20 protein-coding genes and 1 pseudogene are annotated in these 22216 nt (G+C 74.6%); 9 read left to right on the top strand and 12 right to left on the bottom strand.

The window, feature by feature from the left end:
• Window positions 1-67: 67 nt before the first annotated feature.
• Complete coding sequence (locus MCM47_RS09280; protein ID WP_238860246.1) at window positions 68-1135, top strand: helix-turn-helix domain-containing protein; 1068 nt, start codon at window positions 68-70, stop codon at window positions 1133-1135.
• Between the two features lie 93 nt (window positions 1136-1228).
• Here the strand turns inward: MCM47_RS09280 and MCM47_RS09285 are convergent, their stop codons facing one another.
• On the bottom strand, window positions 1229-2005 hold the full coding sequence (locus MCM47_RS09285; protein ID WP_238860248.1) for a MerR family transcriptional regulator: 777 nt from the start codon (window positions 2003-2005) through the stop codon (window positions 1229-1231).
• A 221-nt stretch (window positions 2006-2226) separates the two neighbouring features.
• On the opposite strand from MCM47_RS09285, the gene MCM47_RS09290 reads away from it, so the two are divergent.
• Complete coding sequence (locus MCM47_RS09290; RefSeq protein ID WP_238860250.1) at window positions 2227-2964, top strand: aquaporin; 738 nt, start codon at window positions 2227-2229, stop codon at window positions 2962-2964.
• Window positions 2965-3005: 41 nt separating this feature from the next.
• Here MCM47_RS09290 and MCM47_RS09295 read toward each other — a convergent pair whose 3' ends face one another.
• From MCM47_RS09295 to MCM47_RS09315, 5 genes are all read right to left on the bottom strand, one after another.
• On the bottom strand, window positions 3006-4232 hold the full coding sequence (locus tag MCM47_RS09295; protein WP_374209098.1) for a hypothetical protein: 1227 nt from the start codon (window positions 4230-4232) through the stop codon (window positions 3006-3008).
• Between the two features lie 189 nt (window positions 4233-4421).
• A complete protein-coding gene (locus tag MCM47_RS09300) occupies window positions 4422-5642 on the bottom strand; it encodes an LPXTG cell wall anchor domain-containing protein (protein ID WP_238860252.1) in 1221 nt (406 codons plus the stop codon).
• 466 nt (window positions 5643-6108) lie between these two features.
• Window positions 6109-6567, bottom strand: coding sequence for a hypothetical protein (locus MCM47_RS09305; RefSeq protein ID WP_238860254.1), 459 nt, complete (start codon window positions 6565-6567; stop codon window positions 6109-6111).
• A 42-nt stretch (window positions 6568-6609) separates the two neighbouring features.
• The gene (locus MCM47_RS09310) at window positions 6610-7026 is read right to left on the bottom strand and encodes a PPOX class F420-dependent oxidoreductase (protein WP_374209115.1); all 417 of its coding nucleotides are present in this window, start codon (window positions 7024-7026) and stop codon (window positions 6610-6612) included.
• 255 nt (window positions 7027-7281) lie between these two features.
• The gene (locus MCM47_RS09315; RefSeq protein ID WP_238860258.1) at window positions 7282-7842 is read right to left on the bottom strand and encodes a heme-binding protein; all 561 of its coding nucleotides are present in this window, start codon (window positions 7840-7842) and stop codon (window positions 7282-7284) included.
• A 394-nt stretch (window positions 7843-8236) separates the two neighbouring features.
• Here MCM47_RS09315 and MCM47_RS09320 point away from each other — a divergent pair, with 394 nt between their 5' ends.
• Together MCM47_RS09320 and MCM47_RS09325 are read left to right on the top strand one after the other, a co-directional pair.
• Complete coding sequence (locus tag MCM47_RS09320) at window positions 8237-9505, top strand: sensor histidine kinase (protein ID WP_238860261.1); 1269 nt, start codon at window positions 8237-8239, stop codon at window positions 9503-9505.
• On the top strand, window positions 9502-10158 hold the full coding sequence (locus tag MCM47_RS09325) for a response regulator transcription factor (RefSeq protein ID WP_238860262.1): 657 nt from the start codon (window positions 9502-9504) through the stop codon (window positions 10156-10158). The genes MCM47_RS09320 and MCM47_RS09325 overlap by 4 nt, the downstream gene beginning before the upstream one ends.
• Before the next feature lie 57 nt (window positions 10159-10215).
• Here MCM47_RS09325 and MCM47_RS09330 read toward each other — a convergent pair whose 3' ends face one another.
• Window positions 10216-10824: a hypothetical protein gene (locus MCM47_RS09330; protein ID WP_238860265.1), complete on the bottom strand. Its 609-nt coding sequence runs from the start codon at window positions 10822-10824 to the stop codon at window positions 10216-10218.
• A gap of 178 nt (window positions 10825-11002) precedes the next feature.
• Here MCM47_RS09330 and MCM47_RS09335 point away from each other — a divergent pair, with 178 nt between their 5' ends.
• From MCM47_RS09335 to MCM47_RS09350, 4 genes are all read left to right on the top strand, one after another.
• On the top strand, window positions 11003-11683 hold the full coding sequence (locus MCM47_RS09335) for a TetR/AcrR family transcriptional regulator (protein WP_238860267.1): 681 nt from the start codon (window positions 11003-11005) through the stop codon (window positions 11681-11683).
• Window positions 11684-11995: 312 nt separating this feature from the next.
• On the top strand, window positions 11996-12775 hold the full coding sequence (locus tag MCM47_RS09340) for an alpha/beta fold hydrolase (protein WP_238860269.1): 780 nt from the start codon (window positions 11996-11998) through the stop codon (window positions 12773-12775).
• A 121-nt stretch (window positions 12776-12896) separates the two neighbouring features.
• Window positions 12897-13838: an NAD-dependent epimerase/dehydratase family protein gene (locus tag MCM47_RS09345; protein WP_238860271.1), complete on the top strand. Its 942-nt coding sequence runs from the start codon at window positions 12897-12899 to the stop codon at window positions 13836-13838.
• Entirely contained in the window at window positions 13835-17461 is a 3627-nt protein-coding gene (locus MCM47_RS09350; protein ID WP_238860273.1) for an aminotransferase class I/II-fold pyridoxal phosphate-dependent enzyme, read from the top strand. Before MCM47_RS09345 ends, MCM47_RS09350 begins: the two co-directional genes overlap by 4 nt.
• 104 nt (window positions 17462-17565) lie before the next feature.
• Here the strand turns inward: MCM47_RS09350 and MCM47_RS09355 are convergent, their stop codons facing one another.
• The 5 genes from MCM47_RS09355 to MCM47_RS09375 all read right to left on the bottom strand — a co-directional run bounded on the left by MCM47_RS09355 (window position 17566) and on the right by MCM47_RS09375 (window position 21768).
• The gene (locus tag MCM47_RS09355) at window positions 17566-18126 is read right to left on the bottom strand and encodes a toxin (protein WP_238860275.1); all 561 of its coding nucleotides are present in this window, start codon (window positions 18124-18126) and stop codon (window positions 17566-17568) included.
• On the bottom strand, window positions 18123-18563 hold the full coding sequence (locus tag MCM47_RS09360; RefSeq protein ID WP_238860277.1) for a helix-turn-helix domain-containing protein: 441 nt from the start codon (window positions 18561-18563) through the stop codon (window positions 18123-18125). Before MCM47_RS09360 ends, MCM47_RS09355 begins: the two co-directional genes overlap by 4 nt.
• Before the next feature lie 394 nt (window positions 18564-18957).
• A complete protein-coding gene (locus MCM47_RS09365; RefSeq protein WP_238860279.1) occupies window positions 18958-20121 on the bottom strand; it encodes an MAB_1171c family putative transporter in 1164 nt (387 codons plus the stop codon).
• Between the two features lie 43 nt (window positions 20122-20164).
• Entirely contained in the window at window positions 20165-20890 is a 726-nt protein-coding gene (locus tag MCM47_RS09370; protein WP_238860281.1) for a WHG domain-containing protein, read from the bottom strand.
• Window positions 20848-21768 (bottom strand): NUDIX hydrolase, encoded by a 921-nt coding sequence (locus tag MCM47_RS09375; RefSeq protein WP_238861347.1) that lies wholly within the window; start codon window positions 21766-21768, stop codon window positions 20848-20850. Before MCM47_RS09375 ends, MCM47_RS09370 begins: the two co-directional genes overlap by 43 nt.
• On the opposite strand from MCM47_RS09375, the pseudogene MCM47_RS09380 reads away from it, so the two are divergent.
• Window positions 21661-22197: pseudogene (locus tag MCM47_RS09380) on the top strand (NUDIX hydrolase); the annotation flags it as partial. The gene MCM47_RS09375 and the pseudogene MCM47_RS09380 sit on opposite strands and share 108 nt — an antisense overlap.
• Window positions 22198-22216: the final 19 nt, after the last annotated feature.

The following is a 22216-nucleotide window of genomic DNA, read 5'->3' on the forward strand; positions in this document are numbered from 1 at the left end:
GGAGTTTCACGTTGGCCGCAACGGCTACACTCACCGGCATTCCGCCACCCGTCAGCAGGGGGTTCCCATGGCCCAGCAGAGCCGCTCCGGACCGGTGACCGTCGCCATCGGCCGGCGTCCCGAACCGGTGCACGACGTCGCGGTCTACGCCTTCACCGGCATGGCACCGTTCGAACTCGGCGTGGTGGTGGAGGTCTTCGGTCTGGCCAGGCCGGAGCTGGCCGGGCTGCTGGCGGCGCCCTGGTACGGCTTGAAGGTCTGCGCCGACCGGCCCGGCACCGAGCTCGACGCGGTCGGCGGCTTCTCCCTGACGGCCCGGCACGGGCTGGACGAGCTCGCCGCCGCCGACACCGTGGTGGTCCCCGGGGTGCCGAACCCCTTCGGCGGCGTGGGGGCACCTCCCGGCCGCCACGCCGGGGGCGTCTCCCCCGAGCTGGTCGCCGCGCTGCGGACGGCGCACGAGCGCGGCGCCCGGATCGTGTCGATCTGCTCGGGCGCGTTCGCCCTGGCCGCCGCCGGGCTGCTGGACGGACACGAGGCCACCACCCACTGGCGTTACGCGGAGCTGCTCCAGCAGCGGTACCCGTCGGTGCGGGTCAACCCGGACGTGCTCTACGTGGACAACGGCTCGGTGCTGACCAGCGCCGGAAGCGCCGCCGGGATCGACCTCTGCCTGCACCTGGTCCGCCGCGACCACGGCGCCAAGGTGGCCAACAGCATCGCCCGCCGCTTCGTCGTACCGCCGCACCGGGACGGCGGGCAGGCCCAGTTCATCGAGGCCGCGATCCGGCCGGTCGAGGAGGAGGACGACGGCGTCGCGCGCTCGATGCAGTGGGCGCTGGGCCACCTGTCCTCGCCGCTCACCGTCTCCGTGCTCGCCCGCGCCGCGCAGATGTCCGACCGCTCCTACCTGCGCCACTTCACCGCGCGCAACGGCACCAGCCCGATGCGCTGGGTCGTCACCCAGCGCATCGCGGCCAGCCTCCCCCTGCTGGAGTCGCCCGACGGCTCGGTGGAGGAGATCGCCGCGGCGGTCGGCTTCGAGAGCGCCGCGACCTTCCGCCACCACTTCGGGCGGGTGATGCGGACCTCCCCGACCGCCTACCGCCGCTCGTTCGGCCGCGTCGTCGCCTGAGCCCGCGGCTCGGTCCGTCCGGCAGCCTGCCCGTTCGGCAGCCCTGCCCGTCGGGCCTGCCGAGCCGTCCCGTGCCGCGTCAGCCCTGCCGCGTCAGCCCTGCTCGCCGGTGCGGAACGCCGCGTTGGCGAGGATGGCGTCGTGCAGCCACTGGGCGAGCCCGGGGGCGAGCCGCTCGTAGACCTCGGTGAACCGGGGGTCGGCGACGTACATCCCCGCGATGCACCGGTGAATCTCGAAGGTGCAGTCGTAGAAGTTGTCGACGATGTGCTGCCGGTGCACCTCGGCGAGGTCCATGGCCGGGCCGCCGTCGGCGGGCTCACCGGCGGTGAAGGCGGCGACCAGGCGGTCGTTCAGGGCGTCCGCCTCGGCCTTGATCCGCTGCCAGTCCGCCTTGCCGTAGTCGGCGGTGCGGCGCTGGGACTGCGCCCAGGCCTCGGTGTCGCCCCAGCGCTGCTCGGCCTCGGCCTCCCACTCCTCGCGGTAGGCGTCGCCGAAGACCTCGAACTTCTCCTCCGGGGTCAGCTGGATTCCCATCTTCTGTGCCTCCATGGCGTGTTCGACGGCCGCGGCCAGTGCCTGGAGGTGGGCGATGCGGTCGCTCAGCAGTCGGTGCTGGCGCCGCAGGTGCTCGCTCGGGCTGACCGAGCGGTCGTCCAGGATGGCCGCGATCTCTTCCAGGGGGAACCCGAGCTCGCGGTAGAACAGGATCTGTTGCAGCCGGTCGAGGTCGGCGTCCCGGTACCGGCGGTAGCCGGCCCGGGTACGGCCCTCGGGGGACAGCAGTCCGATCTCGTCGTAGTGGTGCAGGGTCCGGACGGTCACCTTGGCGATCCCCGCCACCTGCCCGACCGAGTAGCCGCCGCTCATGCGCGCCCTCCGACGATCCGCTCCCTCATGTGGGGCTCCCTTCGTGCTGACCACGAGCCTCCGCCCTCCCGCTGCGTGAGGGTCAAGCCGGTTTCACCGGCCCCGTCCGCCCCGGCGGTCGACGGCCCCGTGCGAGTCTCCGAGCGGGGGTGCCCGGGCGGGTCGCCGGTTGGACGAAGCCGCCAATTGCCGGGCCGGACGGGGGCCGCGACCATGTCGCCATGACCACGATCTCTCCGCCCCTGGGACGACGGCTGGCCGCGGAGGCGGTCGGCACGGCGGCGCTGGCCGCCGTGGTGGTCGGCTCGGGCGCCCGGGCCGCCGCACTCACCGAGGACGGCGGGGTGCGGTTCCTCGCCACCGTCGGTGCCTCCGCACTCGCCCTGACGGTCCTGATCCAGCTGCTCGGTCCGGTCTCCGGCGGGCACTTCAACCCGCTGGTGACGGCGGGTGCGTGGTGGGCCGGCCGGCGTGGCGGCGACGGGCCGGGCCTGCGCGAGTTCGGCGCCTACGCCGCCGCGCAGACCGCCGGCGCGGTGCTCGGGACGGGCCTGGCCAACGCGATGTTCGAGCGGCCGTTCGCCGAGCCGTCCGGGCAGGCCCGGGACGGCGGTGCGCTCTGGCTCGGCGAGGTGGTGGCCACCGGCACCCTGCTCCTGGTGGTGTCCGGTCTCGACCGCAGCAGGCGCGGAGCACTGGTGCCGGCCGCGGTCGGCCTCTGGGTCGGTGCGGCCTGCTGGGCCACCTCCTCGGGCGGGTTCGCCAATCCGGCGGTCACCGTCGGGCGGGCGCTGACCGACAGCTACACCGGGATCTCCGCCGGCTCCGTCCCCGGGTTCGTACTCGCCCAGGTGGTCGGTGCGGCGGCCGGTGTGGCGCTGGCCGGGCTCCTGTTCCGGCCCGGCCGGACCGCGGCCGTCCCGGCGGACGCGCGCGAGCTCGTCCCCGGCCCGCGGTAGCCGCGCGCCGCCAGCGACGGCCCGCAGGTCGGCCCGGCCGGTCAGCCCGCCGCCCCCACCAGCGTGCGCTCCCGACGCCGGGCCGTCCGCCGGCCCCGCGGATCGCCGCCCCCGGCCCGCGGCCGCCGCGTCCGCCGGGTGGGCCAGAGCAGGACGTACGCCGCCGAGAGCACGACGAAGGCGAGCCGGACGAAGCCGCGGCCCGAGTCCGACGGGATCAGCAGCGTGCCCCCGTACAGGGCGGCCAGCGCGATCCAGCTCCACCAGGGCACCAGCCGCTGCTGGCCGACCGCGTCCCAGAGCAGCGTGCCGAGCAGGATCGAGGCGGTGTAGTACGTGTAGACGCTGGGATCGAGCAGGATCCGGGCGTCGGCGCCGAGCAGCACGACGGCCGGCCAGCGGCCGCGCCAGACCGCCAGCGAGCCCAGCCCGAGGCCGAGGGCGAACTGGGTCGGCCGGTCCCACCACGGGGTGGCCGGGTCGGTGACCCCGAACCAGCGCAGCGACGAGGCCGGCTGGTTGGGGATGGTGAACTTGGCGGCGGCCACCGTGTCCAGGTTGCCGAGGTAGAACGGGAGCCAGGCGACCGCGACCAGCCCGGCGAACCAGAGCGCCGTCCGCAGCCAGGCCGACCGGGGCAGCGCGAGGATCAGGGGGGCGAAGGCCAGCGCCCAGGGTTTCGAGTCCACCGCGAGCGCCAGGTGGACCGCGACCGGGATGGCCCGGCCGCGGCTGAGCTCGTACGCGGCCAGGGTGGTGAAGAAGAGCGCCAGCACGTCGTCGAGGTGTGCGAAGCGGACCGAGACCTCGACCCACATCGGGATGAACGCCAGTCCGGCGACCAGCAGCCGCTGCTGCAGCCGGCGGTGGTTGGTCCCGGTGCCCAGGTAGTACCAGGCGGCGGTGCGGCCGATCAGCACCAGCATCACCAGCCCGAGTCCGGACATCACCGCCTCGGCGAGCACCTGCCCGGTGTGCGGCGGGAACGGGTCGAAGAGCCGCGCCACGGCCAGGCTGACCGGGCCGATCTGCAGCTCGGGGTGGTGCGCGTAGAGCGAGAGGCCGCCGTCGGACCGCCCGCTGAACAGCAGCTCCTCGCCCTGGCGCAGGTAGTGCCAGGAGAAGCCCCCACTGGGCTCCACCAGCAGGAACCAGAGCACCGTCCAGGCCACCAGGAGCACGTGGTGTCTGCGGACCGGGAGCCCCGCGATCCGACCGGTGGCCGCCTCGTAGTCGGTGGTGGCCCGTGCCGACCGTGCTCCCCGCACCCTGTACCTCTCCGCGCCGTTCCGCCCCCTCCGGGCGGTCATCCTAGGCCAGGTCGGGGAACTCCCGTCCTCCGCCCGTGGCGGAACGACCGTGCCCCCGGTGCGTCCGGCGAACGGACGCACCAGGGGCACGCGGTCAGGACGGGGCTCGGCCCCGGCCGGGGCCGCCGCGGTTGCGGCGGCTCAGACTCAGCCCTGCTGGGCCGACTTGCGGCGGCGGAGCACCAGGAGGGTGCCGGCACCGGCAGCGAGGACGGCGCCACCGGCGATCGCGATGGCGGTGGTGTCGTCACCGCCACCGGTGGTCGCCAGCGCCTTGTCCGCGGCGGTCTTGGCCCCGGAGACGGCGGCCGGGGTGAGCTTCGGCGGCGTCACGTTCGGGACGGCGACCGGGAAGTCGATCGGCTCCTGCGGGCCGGCCGAGGTGGTGGCGACCGGGGCGGTGGCGGCCGGGGACGTCGCCGGGGCCGAGGTGGCCGGGCCGGTCGGCTTGGCGGTCTCGGTCGGCGCGGTGGTCGGCGAGGTGGTCGCCGACGGCGAGGCCGTGGTGGACGGGGTCGCCGTGGCCGACGGGGTGGCCGTCGAGGTGGCGGTGGCCGTCGCGGTGGCGGTCGGCGACGTGGACGCGCTCGGCGTGGCGGTCGCGGTCGGCGACTGGCTCGCCGTCGGGCTCCCGGTCGGCTTGGTCGCGGTGGGGCTCGGCTTGGCGGTGGTGGGCTTCGCCGTGGTGGGCTTGGCGGTGGGGCTCGGCTTGCCGCCGCCGGCCTTGATGGTGAAGCCGGCGCCCTTGATGCCGTCGCAGCTGAAGTGGCCGTTGCCGACCGCCTCGCCGGTCTTGTCGTCGAGCTGCTCGGAGAAGACCACCGGCACCACGCCGGCCTTGCCGAGCGGCGCGTCGTTGGTGAAGGAGACGCGGACGGTGATGTTCAGGCTCTTGCCGCGGTTGACCGCGAGCAGGGCGCCGCCGTCGACGTTGCCCTCGCCGTCCACGCCGCCGAGCATGATGAGCACCGCGTCGTCGTCGCTGTCGCCGCCACCGGGGGCGACGCCGGCCGGCAGCCACGAGCCGCCGGGCAGCTGGTACTCGACCTTGAGGTGGTCGGCCTCCAGGCTGCCCTCACGGTTCTTGAACTTGAGGAAGGGGTAGAACACGAAGTCGTGCTTGGTCGCGTTGTCGACCTTGAAGGTGAACTGCTTGGACTCGCCACCCGCGATGAAGGTGCTCGGCACCCCGGCGACGGACAGGTCGAGCGCGTTGTGCGCGGCCTTGTCAGCCTGCGGCGCGGCGGCAGCCGACGGCGAACCGGTGGTGCCGGCGGCCACGGCGCTCTGGGCGCCGGCCAGCACCATCGAGGAGGCGAGCGCGGCGGCGCCGGCGAGGGCGAAACTGCGGCGTATGGACTTGGACAAGGAGACCTCACGAGAGAGTCCGGGCGCGGCCCGGGAAGCGGCGGGCACGGCTGTCCGAACAGCAAACCCCCCGCGAAGCTGAAAGTCCGACGGAGACTACCGAAGGAATCGGCCACTCCGGAAGGCGGGTACCCCCCTGGCTTCCCGCACGCACCCCCCGCGCCTGTCCGTTTAACCCAACTCTGTTACCGTACAAGGCTTTTGATCACCACCAACAGGCGACCCCGGCGTGACCGGTACACGTCCGCGGGACGGTACGCGAACCCCACCGGTGGCGCAATTCCGACCCCGGGCGCCGTGGCCCGCGGTCCGGTGCCCCCCGGCACGGCGGGCGCGGTTGCAGCCCGCCGGGCCGGTCGCGGTCGCGTGACCGGGCACCGGCTCCGGCCCCGGCCGGCAGGCCCAGTCGCACCGGCCCAGTCGCACCGGCCCAGTCACACCGGCCCAGGCCGGCCGGCCCACCGGCTCAGGCGCAGGCCCGCTGGGCGAGGGCGACGACGGGCGGCACGGCAGGAGGGGCGGCAGCAGGGGCGGCGCCCGGCCGGACGGCCTCCAGGTGGGCGACCACCCGGCGGCGCAGCAGCTCGTACTGGGTCTGGAGCCGGCCGGGGCGCTGCGGGCGGGCGACCGGTCGGCCCGGGCCGACCTGCTCCTGCGGACCGAACTGCTCCCGGGTCAGGTCGACCTCGAAGCCGGTCGCGAACCGGTTCCACCAGTGCAGGTCCGTCCGGACCCCGCCGACGTGCACCTCGCCCATCATCAGCTCGCCGCCGAGCAGGTCGTGCAGCACCATCGCCGTCACCCCGCACTGGCCGCGGGCGGGATTGTCGGGACGCCAGTGGGCCAGGTCCTCGGGCGCACAGGTGTCGACACCCCAGGAGGAGCGGATCGCACGTTCGATGTCGTTGAGGGTCCACGCCGTCATACCGGGAAGCCTGCCACGCGCCACCGACAGCGGCACGGGTTTTCAGTCCGCGACCCCGCGTTCCGCGGTGACCTTCTCGATCGCGACCCGGACCAGCAGTTCGCCCGGGACGCCGTTGCGGGCGCCGTACTGCTCGGCGAGCTCCTCGCCCATGTAGCGGGCGGCGATCCGGGTCGCCCAGGCACGCACCTCGGGCAGGTCGTCGCTGAGCCGCGCGGTGCCCTGCACCAGGGCGAAGGAGAACGGCGGCCGGTCGTCGTCCACGCAGAGCATCACCCGACCGTCACGGGCCAGCGTGCGGCCCTTCACGGTGGCGGCGCCGGTGTTGAAGACGATCTCGTCGCCGTCCAGCAGGAACCAGACCGGCGCGACGTGCGGTCGGCCGTCGGCCCGGGTGGTGGCGATCTTGGCGGTGCGGGTGCCGGCGGAGAGGAAGGCCCGCCACTCGGCCTCGGTCATGTGTGCCATGGGGTCATCCTGGCCGCTGCGGCGTTCCGGCGGCAGGATCCGGGGCGGCGCGGCGCGCCGGCGCGCGGTGCTCCCGCGCGCCGACGGCCGGCCCCGGGCGGCGGGGCGGTCGGGGGCCCGTCCCGGCGCACGTCGCCGCCCGTGCGCCAGGGCCTGTCCGCCGGAACGCCTCGGGCGGGGCCGGGCGCGGGAGCGGCCGGGCGGAGCCGGGTGCCCCGGACCGCCCGGCCACCACCCGGCGGACCGCTACTTCGAGAGCGCCTCGACGCCGGCCTGCGCGAACTGCTCGTCCAGGTCGCCGCTGGGCGCGCCCGCGACGCCGATCCCGGCGACCGGGGCGCCCTTCGACTGCACCGGCGCGCCGCCGCCCAGGAAGAGCGTGCCCGGAATGTCCTTGAGGTTCGGCGCCTGCGCCAGACGCTTGGCCAGCTCGGAGGTCGGTGCGTTCCAGGAGACGGCGGTGAACGCCTTGCGCTGCGCCGACTCCGGCGACTGCGGGCCCGCGCCGTCGCCCTTGAGCAGGACCCGGGTCACCCCGTCGCGGTCCACCACGGCGACCGAGACGTGCTGGCCGGCCTTGGTGGCCGCGTCCAGGGTGGCCTGGGCGGCCCTGGTGGCGGCCTCGATGGTCAGGCCGGTGGTCTGGGCGAGGTTCTTGTTCTGGGTGTCGGCCTTGACCGCGGAGGCGGCGGCCGGGGTCTCCGCGGTGTCGGCGCTGGCCGAGACGGCGCCGACGGTGGCGGCGGCCAGCGCGGCGGCGGCGACGGTACCGGTCAGCACACGGGCGCGCACGGAGGTCTTCTTCATGGTCCTGCTCCTCGTCGGATCGGGCGGGGGCCACGGCCGGAACCAGGAGGCCGGGCCGGGCTCGGCGGCTTCGGTGTCGATCCTCCGGCCGGTGCCCCCTCGGCCGCATCGACGGTCCGGCCTCCGCCGGCGCGCATGATGGATGACGGTCCCGTCAACCGATCGGCTGATGCGCGGCCCGGCCGACCGGGTCACGATCGAGGGACCGGCGCGGGTCGACGCGGGTCGCCGCCATGGGCGGGCCGAGGTCGGCGCCGCCGCCGGGACGGCCGTCGGAGCACCGTACGCGGACGCGCCCGAGCCGCCGGACGCCGCCGCGGTACGGCCGCCCCGCCGCGCGGCACCGAAGCGGCACCGGAAGCAGCGCACCGGAAGCAGAGTGAGGAACGACCCCGTGGAGCAGCCGCCCCGCACCGCCGCCGCGACCGGCGACGTGCCCGCCGCCGACCCGGACGCGGGCCGGCTGGCCGTGCTGCTCGACTCCGCCTTCCTGTTGCTGCTCGCCACCTCGCTGAGCCGTTTCCTCAGTCACCACCCCGGCAACCCGCGCATTCCCTGGGTGCTCGGGCTGAGCCTCGCCCTGGCGCTCGCCCAGCCGGCCGGCTCCTGGCTGGCCCACCGCCGCCCGCCCGCGCCCGGACGGCGCCGGCGGCTCTGGCCGCTGGCGCTGGTGGTCGGACTCTGGGTGGTGCTCGTCCTGCTGGCGCCCAGCTTCGCCTGGTGCGCCGTCCCGCTGGTCTACACGGGCCTGCGCACCCTGCCGGCCCGCGCGGCCATCCCCCTCGTGGCGGCGCTGACCCTGCTGGTGGTGGTCGGCGAGATCCGGCTGCCCGGCCCGGTGGACGCCAACCTGGTGCTGCTGCCGCCCGCGGTGGCCGCACTGGCCACGGCGGTCTTCCTGTACATGGAGCGGCAGTCCGAGCGACAGCGCGCACTGATCACCGACCTGCGCCGCACCCGGCGCGAACTCGCCGCCACCGAGCGGCGGGAGGGCACTCTGGCGGAGCGCCAGCGCCTGGCCATGGAGATCCACGACACCCTCGCGCAGGGGCTCTCCAGCCAGCAGATGCTGCTCCAGGCCGCGGACCGGACCTGGGACGCCGACCCGGCGACGGCCCGCACGCACGTCCGCACCGCCGCCGACGTGGCCGCCCGGAACCTCGCCGAGGCACGCCGGTTCGTCCACGACCTCGCCCCGGCAGAGCTCGCCGACGGCCGGACGCTGGACCAGGCGCTGCGCTCGCTCGCCGAACGGGAGTCCGCCGAGAGCGGCCTGCCGGTCCGCTTCCACCTGGACGGCGCCCCGGTGCCGCTGCCCGCGGCCGCGCAGTCCGCGCTGCTGCGGATCGCCCAGGGGGCGCTGGCCAACGTCCGGGAGCACGCGGACGCCTCGGCGGCCGCGCTGACCCTCTCCTTCCTCGGTGACCAGGCCGTCCTGGACGTCGCCGACGACGGCCGGGGGTTCCGACCCACCGCAGGCGCGGAGGCCGGAGCCGGCTCCCGACCCGGCGCGACCGGCCGCGGGCACGGCCTGCCCGCGATGCGGGCCCGGCTGCGCCAACTCGGCGGCACCCTCACGGTGGAGAGCACCCCCGGCGAGGGCACCGTGGTCTCCGCCGCCATCCCGCTGGAGCCCCGACGAGAACCCCTGGAGCCCCGATGAGCACCGCGCCCGCGCCCCCGCCCGCGACCCCGCCCGTCCGCCTGCTGGTCTGCGACGACCACGCCGTCGTCCGGGCGGGCCTGCTCGCGCTGCTGGCCAGCGCCGGCGACATCGAGGTGGTCGGCGAGGCCAGCAGCGGCGAGGAGGCCGTGGCGCTGGCCGCCCGGCTCGCACCCCAGGTCGTCCTGATGGACCTGCAGCTCGGGGAGGGCATCGACGGTGTGGAGGCGACCCGGCGGATCACCGCGGCCCCCGACGCCCCGCACGTCCTGGTCCTCACCACCTACGACACCGATGCCGACATCACCCGCGCGATCGGCGCCGGTGCGACCGGCTACCTGCTGAAGGCCGAGCGGCCGGAGGAGCTGTTCGCGGCGGTGCACGCGGCGGCGCGCGGCCGTACCGTGCTCTCGCCGCCGGTCGCCTCCCGGGTGATGGCCCAGATGCGGGCCCCGCTGCCGCAGCTCACCGACCGGGAGCAGGAGATCCTGGCGCAGCTGGCGCAGGGGCTGGGCAACCGCGAGATCGCACGGGCGCTGTTCATCAGCGAGGCGACGGTGAAGACCCATCTGGGGCGGATCTACGACAAGCTGGGCGTCGACACCCGCGCCGGCGCGGTGGCCGTGGCCAAGGAGCGCCGGCTGCTGCGCTGAGCGCGCGGGCGCCGCCTCCCGCCGTCCCCCTGCGCCGTGCTCGCCGCACCGCCCGGCTCACCCCAGGGCGCTCCAGAACGCGCAGCGAATCCGCGGCAGCGCCGCGGTGCCGCTGCCGGCTCCCGGGAGCGGAGCGCCGCCGGCGGCCTCGCCCGACCAGCCCGGCCGGGCCGCCGCCCCCGGCGAGACCGCCGTCAGCCGGGCCTGGCCCAGCGGGCCGAACTCCAGCCCGAGCCGGTAGCCGTCCGGGGTCACCGCGGCCAGACCGGGCAGCGGGCGGCCGGCGTTCACCGAGGTGAGCCGCCAGCCCCGGCGCTGCCAGGCCGCCGCCACCATGCCCGGCAGCTCCGGCCGGCGCGCGGGCGAGATGACCGTGACGATCTCCAGGCTGCGGGCGACGTACCAGTGCACGGCCCCGTCGTCCGGGCCGGAGCCGGGTGCGAGCAGCCGCGTGCCCGTTCGGGTGGGCCCCTCCCGCCAGGCCAGCTCGGGCCTGACCGCGTCCAGGGTGTCCCGGAGCAGGCGGTCGCAGCGGGCGGCGGCCTCGGCCCGCGCGGCCTGCCCGCCGTGGACCGGCTCGGCGGCCGGCACGGGGGTCGTCCGCAGCGGCCGCCGCGGACGACCGGCGTGGATCTCGACGTTCGCTTCGGCGCCACCTGGCTGCACCGGGACCTCCGTTGTTCTCCCGGCGTTCACCCCCGGGCGGCATGCGGTTCCTTCTGCTCCCTGGACGGCACCGCCCCCGGCGCCAGTTCCACCCCGAGCCGGGAGGCGAACCGTCCACCGGCGGACCCGAGCGTAAACTGCACCGAGTAGTGCAATCAATGGCGAAGGAGCACTCCGGATGACCCCAGGGACCTCAGGGGCCTCAACGGCCCCGACCACCCCCGCCACCCCGGCGCCGGCCGCGGGCTCCCGCCGGATGCCGGAGAAGCGGCAGGCGATCACCCGCGCCGCGAGCACGGTCTTCGGCCGCGAGGGCTACACCCGTGCCAGCGTGGACGCGATCGCCGCCGAGGCAGGGGTGTCCAAGCGCACCATCTACAACCACTTCGGCGACAAGGAGAAGCTCTTCCTCTCCGTCGCGCTGGAGACCGCCGACGAGCTGACCGAGGTCGTCGCCGGCCTGGCCGACCGGCACCTGCACAAGATCGTCGATCTGGAGGCCGACCTCACCGCCTTCGCCGTCGACCGCGCCCGGGCCGTCCTGACGGCCGGTGACCACTACGCCCTCGGGCGGACGATCCGCGCCGAGGCCGCGAACATCCCGCCGGACGTCCTGCGGGCCTGGCTGGACGCCGGACCGCTCGCCTCCCAGCGCGACCTCGCCGCCCACTTCGGCCGACTCGCCGACCAGGGGCTGCTGCACATCGAGGACGCCACCCTGGCCGCGACCCAGTTCACCCTGCTGACCTTCAGCGGCGCCGCCGACGCCACCTTCTTCGGGGCCGTCCCGATCGCCGAGGAGGACCTGAGGAACGGCATCACCGCCGGCATCAAGGCGTTCCTGCGCCTCTACGGCTGAGTCCCGCCCGCGGCCCACGCGCCGCAGGGCCCACGTCGAGGGCCGGTCCCGCACCGGGGCCGGCCCTCGCCGCACGCCCGAGCCCCGGCCGCGCCGCCCCCGGCCGCGCCGCCCCCGACCGCGCCGCCTCCGACTGCGCCGCCTCCGACTGCGCCGAGACCCGCGGACCCCAGCCCCTCGCCACCCGGGGCCCTCGCCATGATCAACGTGCACTGCACGGTGTAGTTGCTTGGGAAGCCTACACCGTGTAGTTTACTTTCTGTCGGCGGGACCCCGCCGAACACCCCGCCCCACCGCTCCCGGAGGACCCCCATGCCCGCCGTCACCGTCGACACCGCCCGCATCCCCTACCGCATCGTGGGCGACGGCCCCGAGACCCTGCTCCTCGTCCACGGCACCGGCCCCGGCTCCGGCATGTGGGACCACCTGCTGGACGGCTTCACCGACCGCTACACCGTGCTGCTCCCCGAGCTGTCCGGCAGCGAGACCGCCGAGGACGACGGCGGCGAGCTGACCGTCGACACCCTCGCCGCCCAGGTCAACGCCGTCATCGAGGACGCCGGCCGCGGCCCCGTCCACCTGGTCGGCTTCTCGCTGGGTGCGGTCGTCGCCACCGCCGCCGCGGCCCGCCGCCCCGAGCAGGTCCGCCGGCTGGTCGCCGCCGCGGGCTGGATCAACGCGGACGACGAGTACCTGCGCAACATGATGACCGTCTGGCTGGCCATCGCCGACGACCCGGCCGCCTTCGGCCGCTACGCCACCCTCACCGCGTTCAGCCGCGGCTTCCTCAACCGGATCGGCCGCGAGGCGGTCGAGGCCAACGCCGCCTTCATGCAGCCCACCCCCGGCACCCTGCGGCACATCGCGCTCGACCTCAGCCTGGACATCACCGACCTGCTCCCCCGGGTCCAGGCCCCGACCCTGGTGATCGGCTGCAGCCAGGACGCCACCATCCCGGTGGAGAACACCCGCCGCCTGCACGCGGCCATCGCCGGCAGCGAGTACGCCGAGTTCGACACCGGCCACGTCGTGGTGTTCGAACAGGCCGAGGCCTTCACCAGCACCGTTCGCGACTTCCTCGCCGCGGCGTGAAGCGGGCCGCGCGGTACCCGGCCGGCGCCGCCCCCCGGCCCCGGCGCCGGCCGGACAGCCCGTCGCACAGCTCCGACGCAGCTGCGACAAGAGCTGTACATGACCGGGTTAGTGTGCGGGCGTGAGCCTTCATGTCGTCATTGGATTCGGGCCCGCCGGAGCGGCCACCGCTCGGCTGCTGGCCGAACAGGGTCATTCGGTACGGGTCGTCACCAGGTCGGGCCGCAGCCCCGAGCCCGGAATCGAACACGTCGCGCTGGACGCGACCGACACCGAGCGGCTGGTCGCGGCCGCGCAGGGCGCGAACGCCATCCACGGCTGCGCCGCACCCCCCTACCACCGCTGGGCGGACGAGTGGCCGCCGCTGGCCGCCTCCCTCTGCACCGCGGCCGAACGGACCGGGGCCGTCCTGGTCATGCTCGGCAACCTCTACGGCTACGGTCCGGTGACCGGCCCGATCACCGAGCGACTGCCGCTCGCGGCCACCGGCACCAAGGGCCGGACACGCACCGCCGTCTGGGAGCAGGCCCGCAGCCTGCACGAACAGGGCCGGATCAAGGCGGTCGAGGTGCGGTCCTCCGACTTCTTCGGACCCGGCGTGACCGACGGCGGCCACCTGGCCGCGCGGGTCGTGCCCCGGCTGCTGAACGGCAAGCCGGTCTCCACGCTCGGGGATCCGGACGCCCCGCACAGCTGGACCTACCTCCCCGACGTCGCCGCCGCCCTGGTCGAGATCGCGGGCGAGGAGCGGGCCTGGGGCCGGGCCTGGCACGTGCCGACCGAACCCCCCCTCTCCACCCGCGAGATGGTGGACCGTCTGGCCGCCGCGGCGGGCACCGGACCGGTGGCCGTCCGCCGGGTGCCTCCGGCCGTCCTCGGCCTCGGCGGACTCGTCTCCCCCCTGCTGCGCGAACTCAAGGAGGTCCGCTACCAGTTCGACGCGCCCTTCGTCGTCGACTCCACCGCCTACCAGGCCGAGTTCGCGGTCCGGGCAACCCCCGTGGCCGACCAGGTCGAAGCGACCGTGGCGTGGTGGCGAGAGCGTCTGGCCGGCGCCCGATGAGCAGCGCGACAGCGAACGAGGGGGCGGGCGCCCTGGCGGCACGACGGGACGACGTGGCGATCGTCGGGATGGCCTGCCGGTTCCCCGGTGCACGGAACCTCAACCAGTACTGGCGGTTGCTCACCGCCCCGCACCCGCAGTTCACCACCGTGCCGGACAGCCGGTGGCGCGCCGGCGCCTTCCTCAGCGACGACTTCCGCGACGCGTCCTCGGCCTACACCGACCGGATGGCGCTGCTGCCGGACGTGGGCCACTTCGACGCGGCGCACTACGGCATCCCGCCGCGCCGCGCCCGGTCGATGGACCCGCAGCACCGGCTGCTGATCGACCTCGCCCGCGAGGCGCTCCAGGACGCGGGGTGGGAGGCCGAGGGCTTCGACCGCGAGGAGACCTCGGTGATCACCTCGCTCACCGAGAGCGGCTACCGCGACATCAGCGCGATGCAGATCCGGATGCGCCAGCTGGCCGGCGGCGAGTTCGGGGCGCGGGCGACCGGCCCCGGGCTCCGCGAGGCGGTCCGCGCGGTCGACGGCCTGCACGGCTCGTCGGTGGCCGGACTGCTGCTCAACATGGGCCCGAACACCATCAGTTCGGTCTTCGACCTGCACGGCGAGAGCTACGCGCTGGACTCCGCCTGCTCCGGCGGGCTGATGGCCGTGGCCAACGCGGTGTACGCCCTGCGCGCGGGCCGCAGCCGGATCGCCCTCGCCGGCGGCGCCCAGCTGATGCTCACCCCCGACCTCCTGATCGGGCTCTGCCGGATCGGCGCCGTCTCGCGCAGCGGGCAGTGCCTGCCGTTCGGCGCCGAGGCCGACGGCTTCGTGCTCGGCGAGGGCGCCGGGGTCCTGGTGCTGCGGCCGCTGGCCGATGCACTGGCGGCCGGCGACCGCGTCTACGCGGTGATCCGCGGCGTCGGCACGGCCAACGACGGCACCGTGCAGGGCGGTCTGCACCCGCAGGCCGCCGGCCAGCTCCGCGCGCTGCGCCGGGCCTACCGCGACGCGGGGCTCGCCCCGGCCTCGGTGGGCTACCTGGAGGCGCACGGCACCGGCACCGCGGTCGGCGACCCGGTCGAGATCGGCGTCCTGCGCGAGCTGCGCGGCGACGCCGGCGCGCCCGCCTACCTCGGCGCCGTGAAGGCCGTGCTCGGCCACTCGCTCAACGCGGCCGGGATCGCCGGGCTGATCAAGACCGTGCTGGCGGTGCAGCGCGGAGTGGTCCCGCCGCAGCCGGAGTTCGGCCTGGCCGACCGCTCCGCGCTGGACGCCGCGGGCCTGAGCGTCGCGACGGCCCCGAGCAGCTGGCCCGCGACCGACGAGCCGCGCCGGGCGGGCGTGAGCGCCTTCGGCTTCGGCGGCACCGGGGTGCACCTGGTGGTGGAGGAGTGCGTCCCCGCCCCGGCCCCCGCGGTGCCGGACGGCGAGCCGCAGCTGCTGGTGCTCAGCGGCCGCGACCGGGCCGGGCTGGCCCGCTACGCGCGCGAGCTGGCGGACACCCTGACCGCCGACCGGCCGCCGCTGGCCGCGGTGGCGGACACGCTGGCCCGCCGTACGCCGTTCGCGGAGCGGCTGGCCCTGGTGGCGCAGGACACCGAGGACGCCGTCGCCAAGCTGGTCGCGGCGGCCGAGGCCGTGGCGGCGGGCCGGAGCGGGGAGTTCGGGCCAGGGCAGCTGGCCGGCACGGTCGCGGACGGCGAGCCGGCCGAGGCTGTCGTCCCGGCGCCGGGCTCGCTCCCGGCCGAGGCCCGGACGGCGGCGCTGGCCGGGCTCGCCGAGCAGGCCGTCACCGGCCGCGGGCTGCGTCCGCTGACGGTGCGCACGCCCCCGAGCACCCTGCCGCCGAGCCCGCTCGCCCCGCGGCACCACTGGGTGGTGGCGGAGGCCGAGCGCGACGTGGCGGAGCCGCCCGCGCCGGCGGCCGGGTCCGCGGCTGCGGCGGCCGGTGCCCCGGTGCGGGCCGCCGACGCCACCACCACGGCCACGGCCACGGCCACGGCCATCGTGCTGGAGGAGGTGTCGCGGACCGGCGTCTTCCCGCTCTCCGACCTGGACGGCCGGATGACGCTGGTGACCGATCTCGGCTTCGATTCCCTGATGCTCCAGGAGCTGGAGGTCAACATCGGCAAGCGCGTCCCGGGCTTCCGCAGCGAGGAGCTCTACGAGCCCGGCGTCACCGTCGAGGGCCTGTCCGCGCTGGTCGGCCCGCACCTGGACGGTGCGCAGCCGGCCCGGCCGCACCCCGACCTGCCGTACCCCGACCTGCCGTACCCCGACCTGCCGTACCCCGACCTGCCGGGGACCGCGGGCGAGCCGCTGCCCGAGCCGCTGCCGTCACCGCTGGCCGAGCCGCGGCCGCGCCTGATGCGCGTGCCCCAGCCGCGGCAGCCGGAGCCGCCGGCGCAGCAGGCCTGGGCGCTGGGAACGGCGAGCGTCGACGACTTCCCCGAGGTGCGGCAGTTCGAGGAGCGCCTGGGCGCGATCACCGCGAGCGGCGCGGCGTGGCCGTACTTCCGCGTCCACCAGGGCAACATCCGCGACACCACGGTGATCGGCGGCCGGCCGTACCTGTCCTTCGGCAGCTACAACTACCTGGGCCTGTCCGGCCACCCGGCGGTCAACCGGGCCGTGCACGAGGCGGTGGAGCGATACGGCACCTCGGTCTCGGCCAGCCGGGTGCTCTCCGGCGAACGGGACCTGACCGTGACGCTGGAGCGGGCGCTGGCGGGGTTCCTCGGCGTCCCGGACTGCCTGACGCTGGTGAGCGGCCACGCCACCAACGTCACCGCGATCGGGCACCTCGTCGGGCCGGGCGACCTCGTCGTCCACGACGCGCTCGCCCACGACAGCATCCTGCAGGGCTGCACGCTCTCCGGGGCCGCGCGGCGCCCGTTCGCGCACAACGACACGGGGCAGCTGGAGCACATGCTCCGGCTCAACCGCTCGCGGTTCCGGCGGGTCCTGATCGCCGTCGAGGGCGCCTACAGCATGGACGGGGACCTCGTGGACCTGCCCGCCGTGATCGAGCTGAAGAAACGGTACGGCGCCCTGCTGCTGGTCGACGAGGCGCACAGCATCGGGACGGTGGGTGCGGGCGGCCGCGGCGTGGGCGAGTTCTTCGGCGTCGACCGGGCCGACGTGGACCTCTGGATGGGCACGCTCTCCAAGGCCTTCGCCAGCTGCGGCGGCTACCTGGGCGGCTCGGCCCGGATGGTCCGCTGGCTGCGGCACACGCTGCCGGGCTTCGTCTACAGCGTGGGTCTCACCCCGGCCAACGCGGCCGCGGCACTGGCCGCCACCGAGCTGATCACCGCGGAGCCCCACCGGGTCGGTGCCCTGCGACGCAACGCCGAGCTGTTCCTCGGCCTGGCCGGCGCGGCCGGCCTGGCGACCGGCTCCAGCGCGCACACCCCGATCGTGCCGTGCATCCTGGGCGACTCGGCCCACACCCTGCGCGTCGCGGACCGGCTCTTCGCCCGGGGCCTCATCGCCGATCCGATCTTCCACCCCGCCGTGGAGGAGGGGCTCTCCAGGCTGCGGTTCTTCGTCACCTGCGAGCACCGCGAGGAGGACATCCGGCGTGCCGTGGCGATCCTCGCCGAGGAGGTGGCGGCCGTCCACGTCTGACCGGCCGGGCTCCGGCGGATTCCGTTCCGGCCGGGGCGGGTTCCGGGCGGGGTGACGCCCGGGCAGGGTGACGGCCGGGCGGGGTGACGTCCGACCGGAGCGGGTCAGATCAGCGTGCGCTCCATCCGGCTGAGCACCGTGCTCGATCCGCCCCCGTCGGCCGGCGCGGCGCTGCTCGGCTCCCCGGCACCGCCCACCCGCTGGGAGAGCAGGTAGGCGATGATCTCCGCCTCCTGCTCCTGGACGTCGTCGTAGGTCGCGCGCAGGAGCATGTCCCGCACGAGGTCGGGGTCGAGGTTGGGGAAGAGGAGGCGGGCGGTCGCCTCGTCCAGCCAACCGGCCCCGCGGTGGCAACAGATGATGTGACCCAGCTCGTGCAAGATGATGTGCTCCTGATGCGTGCTGGTCGTGTTGGCGTCGTAGAAGATGAGGTCTTCGTCGCGTGCGGCGACCCACATGCCGCACGGGTGCGAGGCCGGCATGTGCATCGGGACCAGCGTGATCGGGCGTTCGCGGATCTCCCCGAGGTAGTGGCAGAGTTCGGCCACGTCGGCCACCTCGGGGAGGCCGAGCTCGGCGATCCTCTTGGCGCCCGCCTTCCGGAGCCGCTTGAGCTGACTGCGGCGGTCCTGACCCGCCCCCGGGGCCTTCCTGCCGGCCCTCACTCCGGGTTGGCGGGGTCGGTGACCGGCGGCAGGCCCTGCAGCTGCCGGTACTGGTCCATGATGGCCGTGATGGCCTGGAGGTTCTCCTTCTTCATCCCGGCGGCCCGCATCGCCACCGCGCGGACCCCCGCCTGTCGCAGCGCCTCGATGGCGGCGACCTGGCTGAGCACCGACTCGGCGACCTGCTCGTCGAAGAAGTACGCGACCGAGACCCCGAAGAACTTCGCCAGCGCGGCCAGGAGGTCCGGTGAGGGGTTGGAGCGCTTGCCCGTCCGAAGCTGCGACAGATAGACGCCGCCGACCTTGAGTTCGGGGTTGACCCGCTTCAGCTCCTCGGCCACCTCGGCGTTGGTCCAGTGCCGACCCTTGGGTCGGACCGTTCTGAAGAGGTCGTCCAGACGCACCGCCAACACGGGCCGGTCGTCGGTCTCGGACATTGCGATTCTCCCCCCGTCACCTCCCAGTTTTGCTCTCAGCTATCCGTCAGTTTCGCAGATTAGCCGCTAGTTGACAATCGGCCGAGACTCCGCCAACGTGTACCTCGCAGATAGCTGCCAGCTAACTTTGCTCACGGGGGTAGCCGAGTTGGCTGCGGCCTGCCACCTGGTCCGACCCTCGGGGGACGGGCCGGACCGGGCACGGCCCGGCGGGGGAGACGTCCCCGCCGGGCCGGACAGTACGAGCGGCCGATCCACCGGGGGAACGGGGGACGGGGAGGCCGGTCGGGGGGTGAGGCGGTCGACCCGCAGGGGGTGCGGGGAGCCGTCGAACGGGGGGCAACGAAGAAGAAACCCGCCCGGTCTGACGGGGGTTCAGGCCGGGCGGGAGCTCTCATTCAGCGGTGCGGAGTCTACTGTAGGCGGACGCGACCTTGGTGAGCCAGGCCACTTCCGCGGTGAAACTGACGGTGTCCCGGTCCTCGAAGTCGCCCGCGTCCTTGTTGTCGGCGGGGATGGTGCCGGTGCTCTTCGCCCGCAGCGCCTGACGGATCTGGGCCGCCTCGGCGAGGGCCTGGCGGGCCTCCTCGGTCGTGCCCGCGCCGGCCCGGTCGGGGCCGCCGGCGGCGCGGTCGATGTAGGGCCTCAACTCCCGCCAGCCGTCGCGGATCTCGACCACCCGCCGGTGCAGCCGGTAGTTGAGGTCGGAGACCGAGGCACCCGGCCGCGGCGGCTCCAGGGCGATGTCCGGCGAGGACTCGTAGAGGTCCCGCCAGAGCGGGTACAGCGCCCGGTAGGACCGGTAACTCCGTGCCCAGTCCAGCAGCTTGGCCGCCGACGCCCCCCAGGAGGTGATGGTCAGGCCGAGCGAGAGGGTGACGATGCCCAGCGCGCTGAAGACGTTGGAGGCGAGCTGCCAGACGCCGATGTCCACCCCTGCCGCGGCGGTGAGGATGTTGACCGTCCGCGCCGTGCAGTAGAGGAACAGGATCACGGTGGCGACGGAGAGCGTCTGCAGGGCCTGCCGCAGGGACGCGTTGTCGGTCATCCGGGCGTACGGGCCGCACTGCAGGAAGATGGTGACGCACGGAACCGCCTGGGAGACGATGAAGACCAGGAGGTAGGTCAGCACCAGCGGCTGGCCGCTGCCGGTGTTGAAGTCCGTGGCCGGCCGCCGGGTGCCGTCGGCGACCAGGAAGAGCACCACCAGCAGCACGTTGAGGGCGATGCCGGTGATCACCCAGTACCGGGTCTTCCGCGCGGCCGCCTCGGCGACCGTCTCCGCCCACCCCAGCAGGATGATCTGCGCGCAGACGCAGTAGGCGACCGCCGACAGGTGCATCAACAGGATCGCGAGGTTGCCGACGCCGAGGAAGCTCCCGCCCCCCATGGCGACGGCACCCATCGTGAAGGTGAGGCACTGCAGCAGCAGCGTGATCACCAGGACGCGGTATCCGGCGTCCCGCCAGCTGCGCCGGACCTGGCCCAACCGGTAGGCGAGCGCGGCGTAGGAGGAGAGCGCCGCGATGACGAAACAGAGGGTTCTAGTGGTATTCACGGCCTGATTCCCCGCCACTGCCGCACCCGCGGCCCCGGACGGTCTAGTCGTTGTGGTCGCCGAGCGGCACCTCGAGCCCGATGCTCTCGGCCGCCACGGCGATGGCGAAGTCGAAGAACGCCGGTTCGTCCCGGACGCTGTCGTGGGTGCGGCTGAAGACCTGGAACACCAGGAGCCCGATGAGGTTGCTCCACAGCACGATGCCGCGCTCGATGACGTCCGCGAACGGAGCCCCGGGCGCGCCTCCGAAGAGCTCCACGGCCTCCGGCAGCAGCAGCGACGGGCCGGGCAGCGGGCGGCGCGGCGGGGTGAGCTCGCCGGCCTCCAGCGCCGAGCGCACGATGCCGGCCATCACCGCGGGGGTCCGCGCGGCGGCCGGGACGGTGTCCTGCGGCGCGTGGTACCCCGGCACGGGCGAGCCGTAGATCAGCGTGAACTCAGCGGTGTTCGCGAAGGACCACTCGCGCAGCGCCCGGGTGACCGCGAGGAACCGCGCACCCGCCGACGCGCCCGCCTCCCGGGCGTCCTGGTCGGCCCGCTCCATCGCGGCGGCCGACTCGTTGTAGGCGTCGATGATCAGCGCGGTCAGCAGGTCGTCCCGCTCCGGGAAGACGGCCGACACCTCGGCGGCGGCGAATCCGCCCGCTCTGGCGACGCCGTCGAGGGAAAGCCCCCCGGCCCCCAGTTTCACGAGCAGTTCACGCGCACTGGCCTTGATGGCCGCCGTCAGCCCGTCCTGGTCGGCGACGCTTGCTCCGGAAACATCCATGGGCCAAACCGTACCCGGCGGTCGACTCCCCCAGAAGGCCGACGGCGAAGCCGCCCCGGCCGCCCGCTGTGATCCCGGCCACCGGCCCGCCCACCCGCTCGCCGGGCCCGCACCCCCCGGGTGCGGTGTCGCGGCTCGCGGCGCTGTACTTCAACCGAAGTTCGGCGCCGACAACGCGGAACTGGTCCCCAGGACTGCGCCCTGGCAACACAGGCGACGTGGACGCGGCGGGCGAGGCGCGGGATGAGACACGCAGCGAGCTGGTCGGTGGTGTGGAAGGCGTGCTCGCCGATCTCCACCTGGTCGACGGTGATGCGGTCGAACTCGTCGGCCGGGAGGACGCCTCCGTCGAAGACGAAGAGCAGCTTGTCGCCCTCGGTCGGGTGGGGCGCCCAGTCCGCGACGAGGAGGCGGCCGATGGGAGGGGTGATGCCGAGCTCCTCCTTGACCTCTCGGGCCGCGCCCTCGCTCGGGGTCTCACCGGGGTGGAGGTAGCCGCCCGGGATCTCCCAGCCTGGCTTGTACGTGGGCTTCACCAGGAGCACGCGGTCGGCTTCGTCGAAGAGCAGCACGCCGGCGGCAGTACGCGGCCGGGCAACCGCATCAGGTACGTCGGAGTCGCTCACGACTGCGACTGTAGCGGCGGCGTGGTCCGAACTTGGCCGGTTCAAGCTCGCAGACACATGTCCGGGTCTCGGAGCATTGTGGTCAACTAGGGCCGTTGCTGCACTGACACCGGGATGTGGACGCTGATGAGCGATCAGGCGGGCGAGCTCGAGCCGTGGCGGATCCACGGGGACCGAGTGGTGTACGACAACCCCTGGGTGCAGCTCGCCCTGGTGGATGTCGAGCCGCCCGGAGTTCCACGGTTCGAGCATCACGTGGTCAGGTTGAAGCGGGTGGCCATAGCGGCGGTCCTGGACTCCGAGGACCGCGTGCTGATGCTGTGGCGATACCGCTTCGTGCCGAACTCCTGGGGCTGGGAGCTTCCGGGCGGCATCGTCGATCCCGGAGAGGACGGCCGGCAGGCGGCGCTGCGTGAGGTGGAGGAGGAGACCGGCTGGCGCCCGGACGGCCTTGACCACGTGGTGACGTTCCAGCCGATGGTCGGGATGGTGGACTCCCCCCACGAGGTCTTCGTCGGCGAGGGAGCGACCTTGGTGGGCGAGCCCGACGACGGCGAGGAGGCCGGACTCATCTCGTGGGTGCCGTTGACCGACATTCCGGCGCTCATGGCGGAGGGGAAGCTCATGGGCTCCGGCACCCTGGTGGCGCTCCTCCATATCCTGGCTGACCGAAAGCGGTAGGTCGGCCTCCGGGCGAGAC

It is taken from the genome of Kitasatospora sp. A2-31, assembly GCF_022288725.1.
Lineage (GTDB): Bacteria > Actinomycetota > Actinomycetes > Streptomycetales > Streptomycetaceae > Kitasatospora.

Excerpts from the sequence above, each read along its gene's own strand:
- MCM47_RS09280 (WP_238860246.1), top strand. The coding sequence starts at position 68 with ATGGCCCAGCAGAGCCGCTCCGGACCGGTGACCGTCGCCATCGGCCGG.
- MCM47_RS09285 (WP_238860248.1), bottom strand. The coding sequence starts at position 2,005 with ATGAGCGGCGGCTACTCGGTCGGGCAGGTGGCGGGGATCGCCAAGGTG.
- MCM47_RS09290 (WP_238860250.1), top strand. The coding sequence starts at position 2,227 with ATGACCACGATCTCTCCGCCCCTGGGACGACGGCTGGCCGCGGAGGCG.
- MCM47_RS09305 (WP_238860254.1), bottom strand. The coding sequence starts at position 6,567 with ATGACGGCGTGGACCCTCAACGACATCGAACGTGCGATCCGCTCCTCC.
- MCM47_RS09310 (WP_374209115.1), bottom strand. The coding sequence starts at position 7,026 with ATGACCGAGGCCGAGTGGCGGGCCTTCCTCTCCGCCGGCACCCGCACC.
- MCM47_RS09315 (WP_238860258.1), bottom strand. The coding sequence starts at position 7,842 with ATGAAGAAGACCTCCGTGCGCGCCCGTGTGCTGACCGGTACCGTCGCC.
- MCM47_RS09325 (WP_238860262.1), top strand. The coding sequence starts at position 9,502 with ATGAGCACCGCGCCCGCGCCCCCGCCCGCGACCCCGCCCGTCCGCCTG.
- MCM47_RS09335 (WP_238860267.1), top strand. The coding sequence starts at position 11,003 with ATGACCCCAGGGACCTCAGGGGCCTCAACGGCCCCGACCACCCCCGCC.
- MCM47_RS09340 (WP_238860269.1), top strand. The coding sequence starts at position 11,996 with ATGCCCGCCGTCACCGTCGACACCGCCCGCATCCCCTACCGCATCGTG.
- MCM47_RS09350 (WP_238860273.1), top strand. The coding sequence starts at position 13,835 with ATGAGCAGCGCGACAGCGAACGAGGGGGCGGGCGCCCTGGCGGCACGA.
- MCM47_RS09360 (WP_238860277.1), bottom strand. The coding sequence starts at position 18,563 with ATGTCCGAGACCGACGACCGGCCCGTGTTGGCGGTGCGTCTGGACGAC.
- MCM47_RS09370 (WP_238860281.1), bottom strand. The coding sequence starts at position 20,890 with ATGGATGTTTCCGGAGCAAGCGTCGCCGACCAGGACGGGCTGACGGCG.
- MCM47_RS09375 (WP_238861347.1), bottom strand. The coding sequence starts at position 21,768 with ATGCTCGAACCGTGGAACTCCGGGCGGCTCGACATCCACCAGGGCGAG.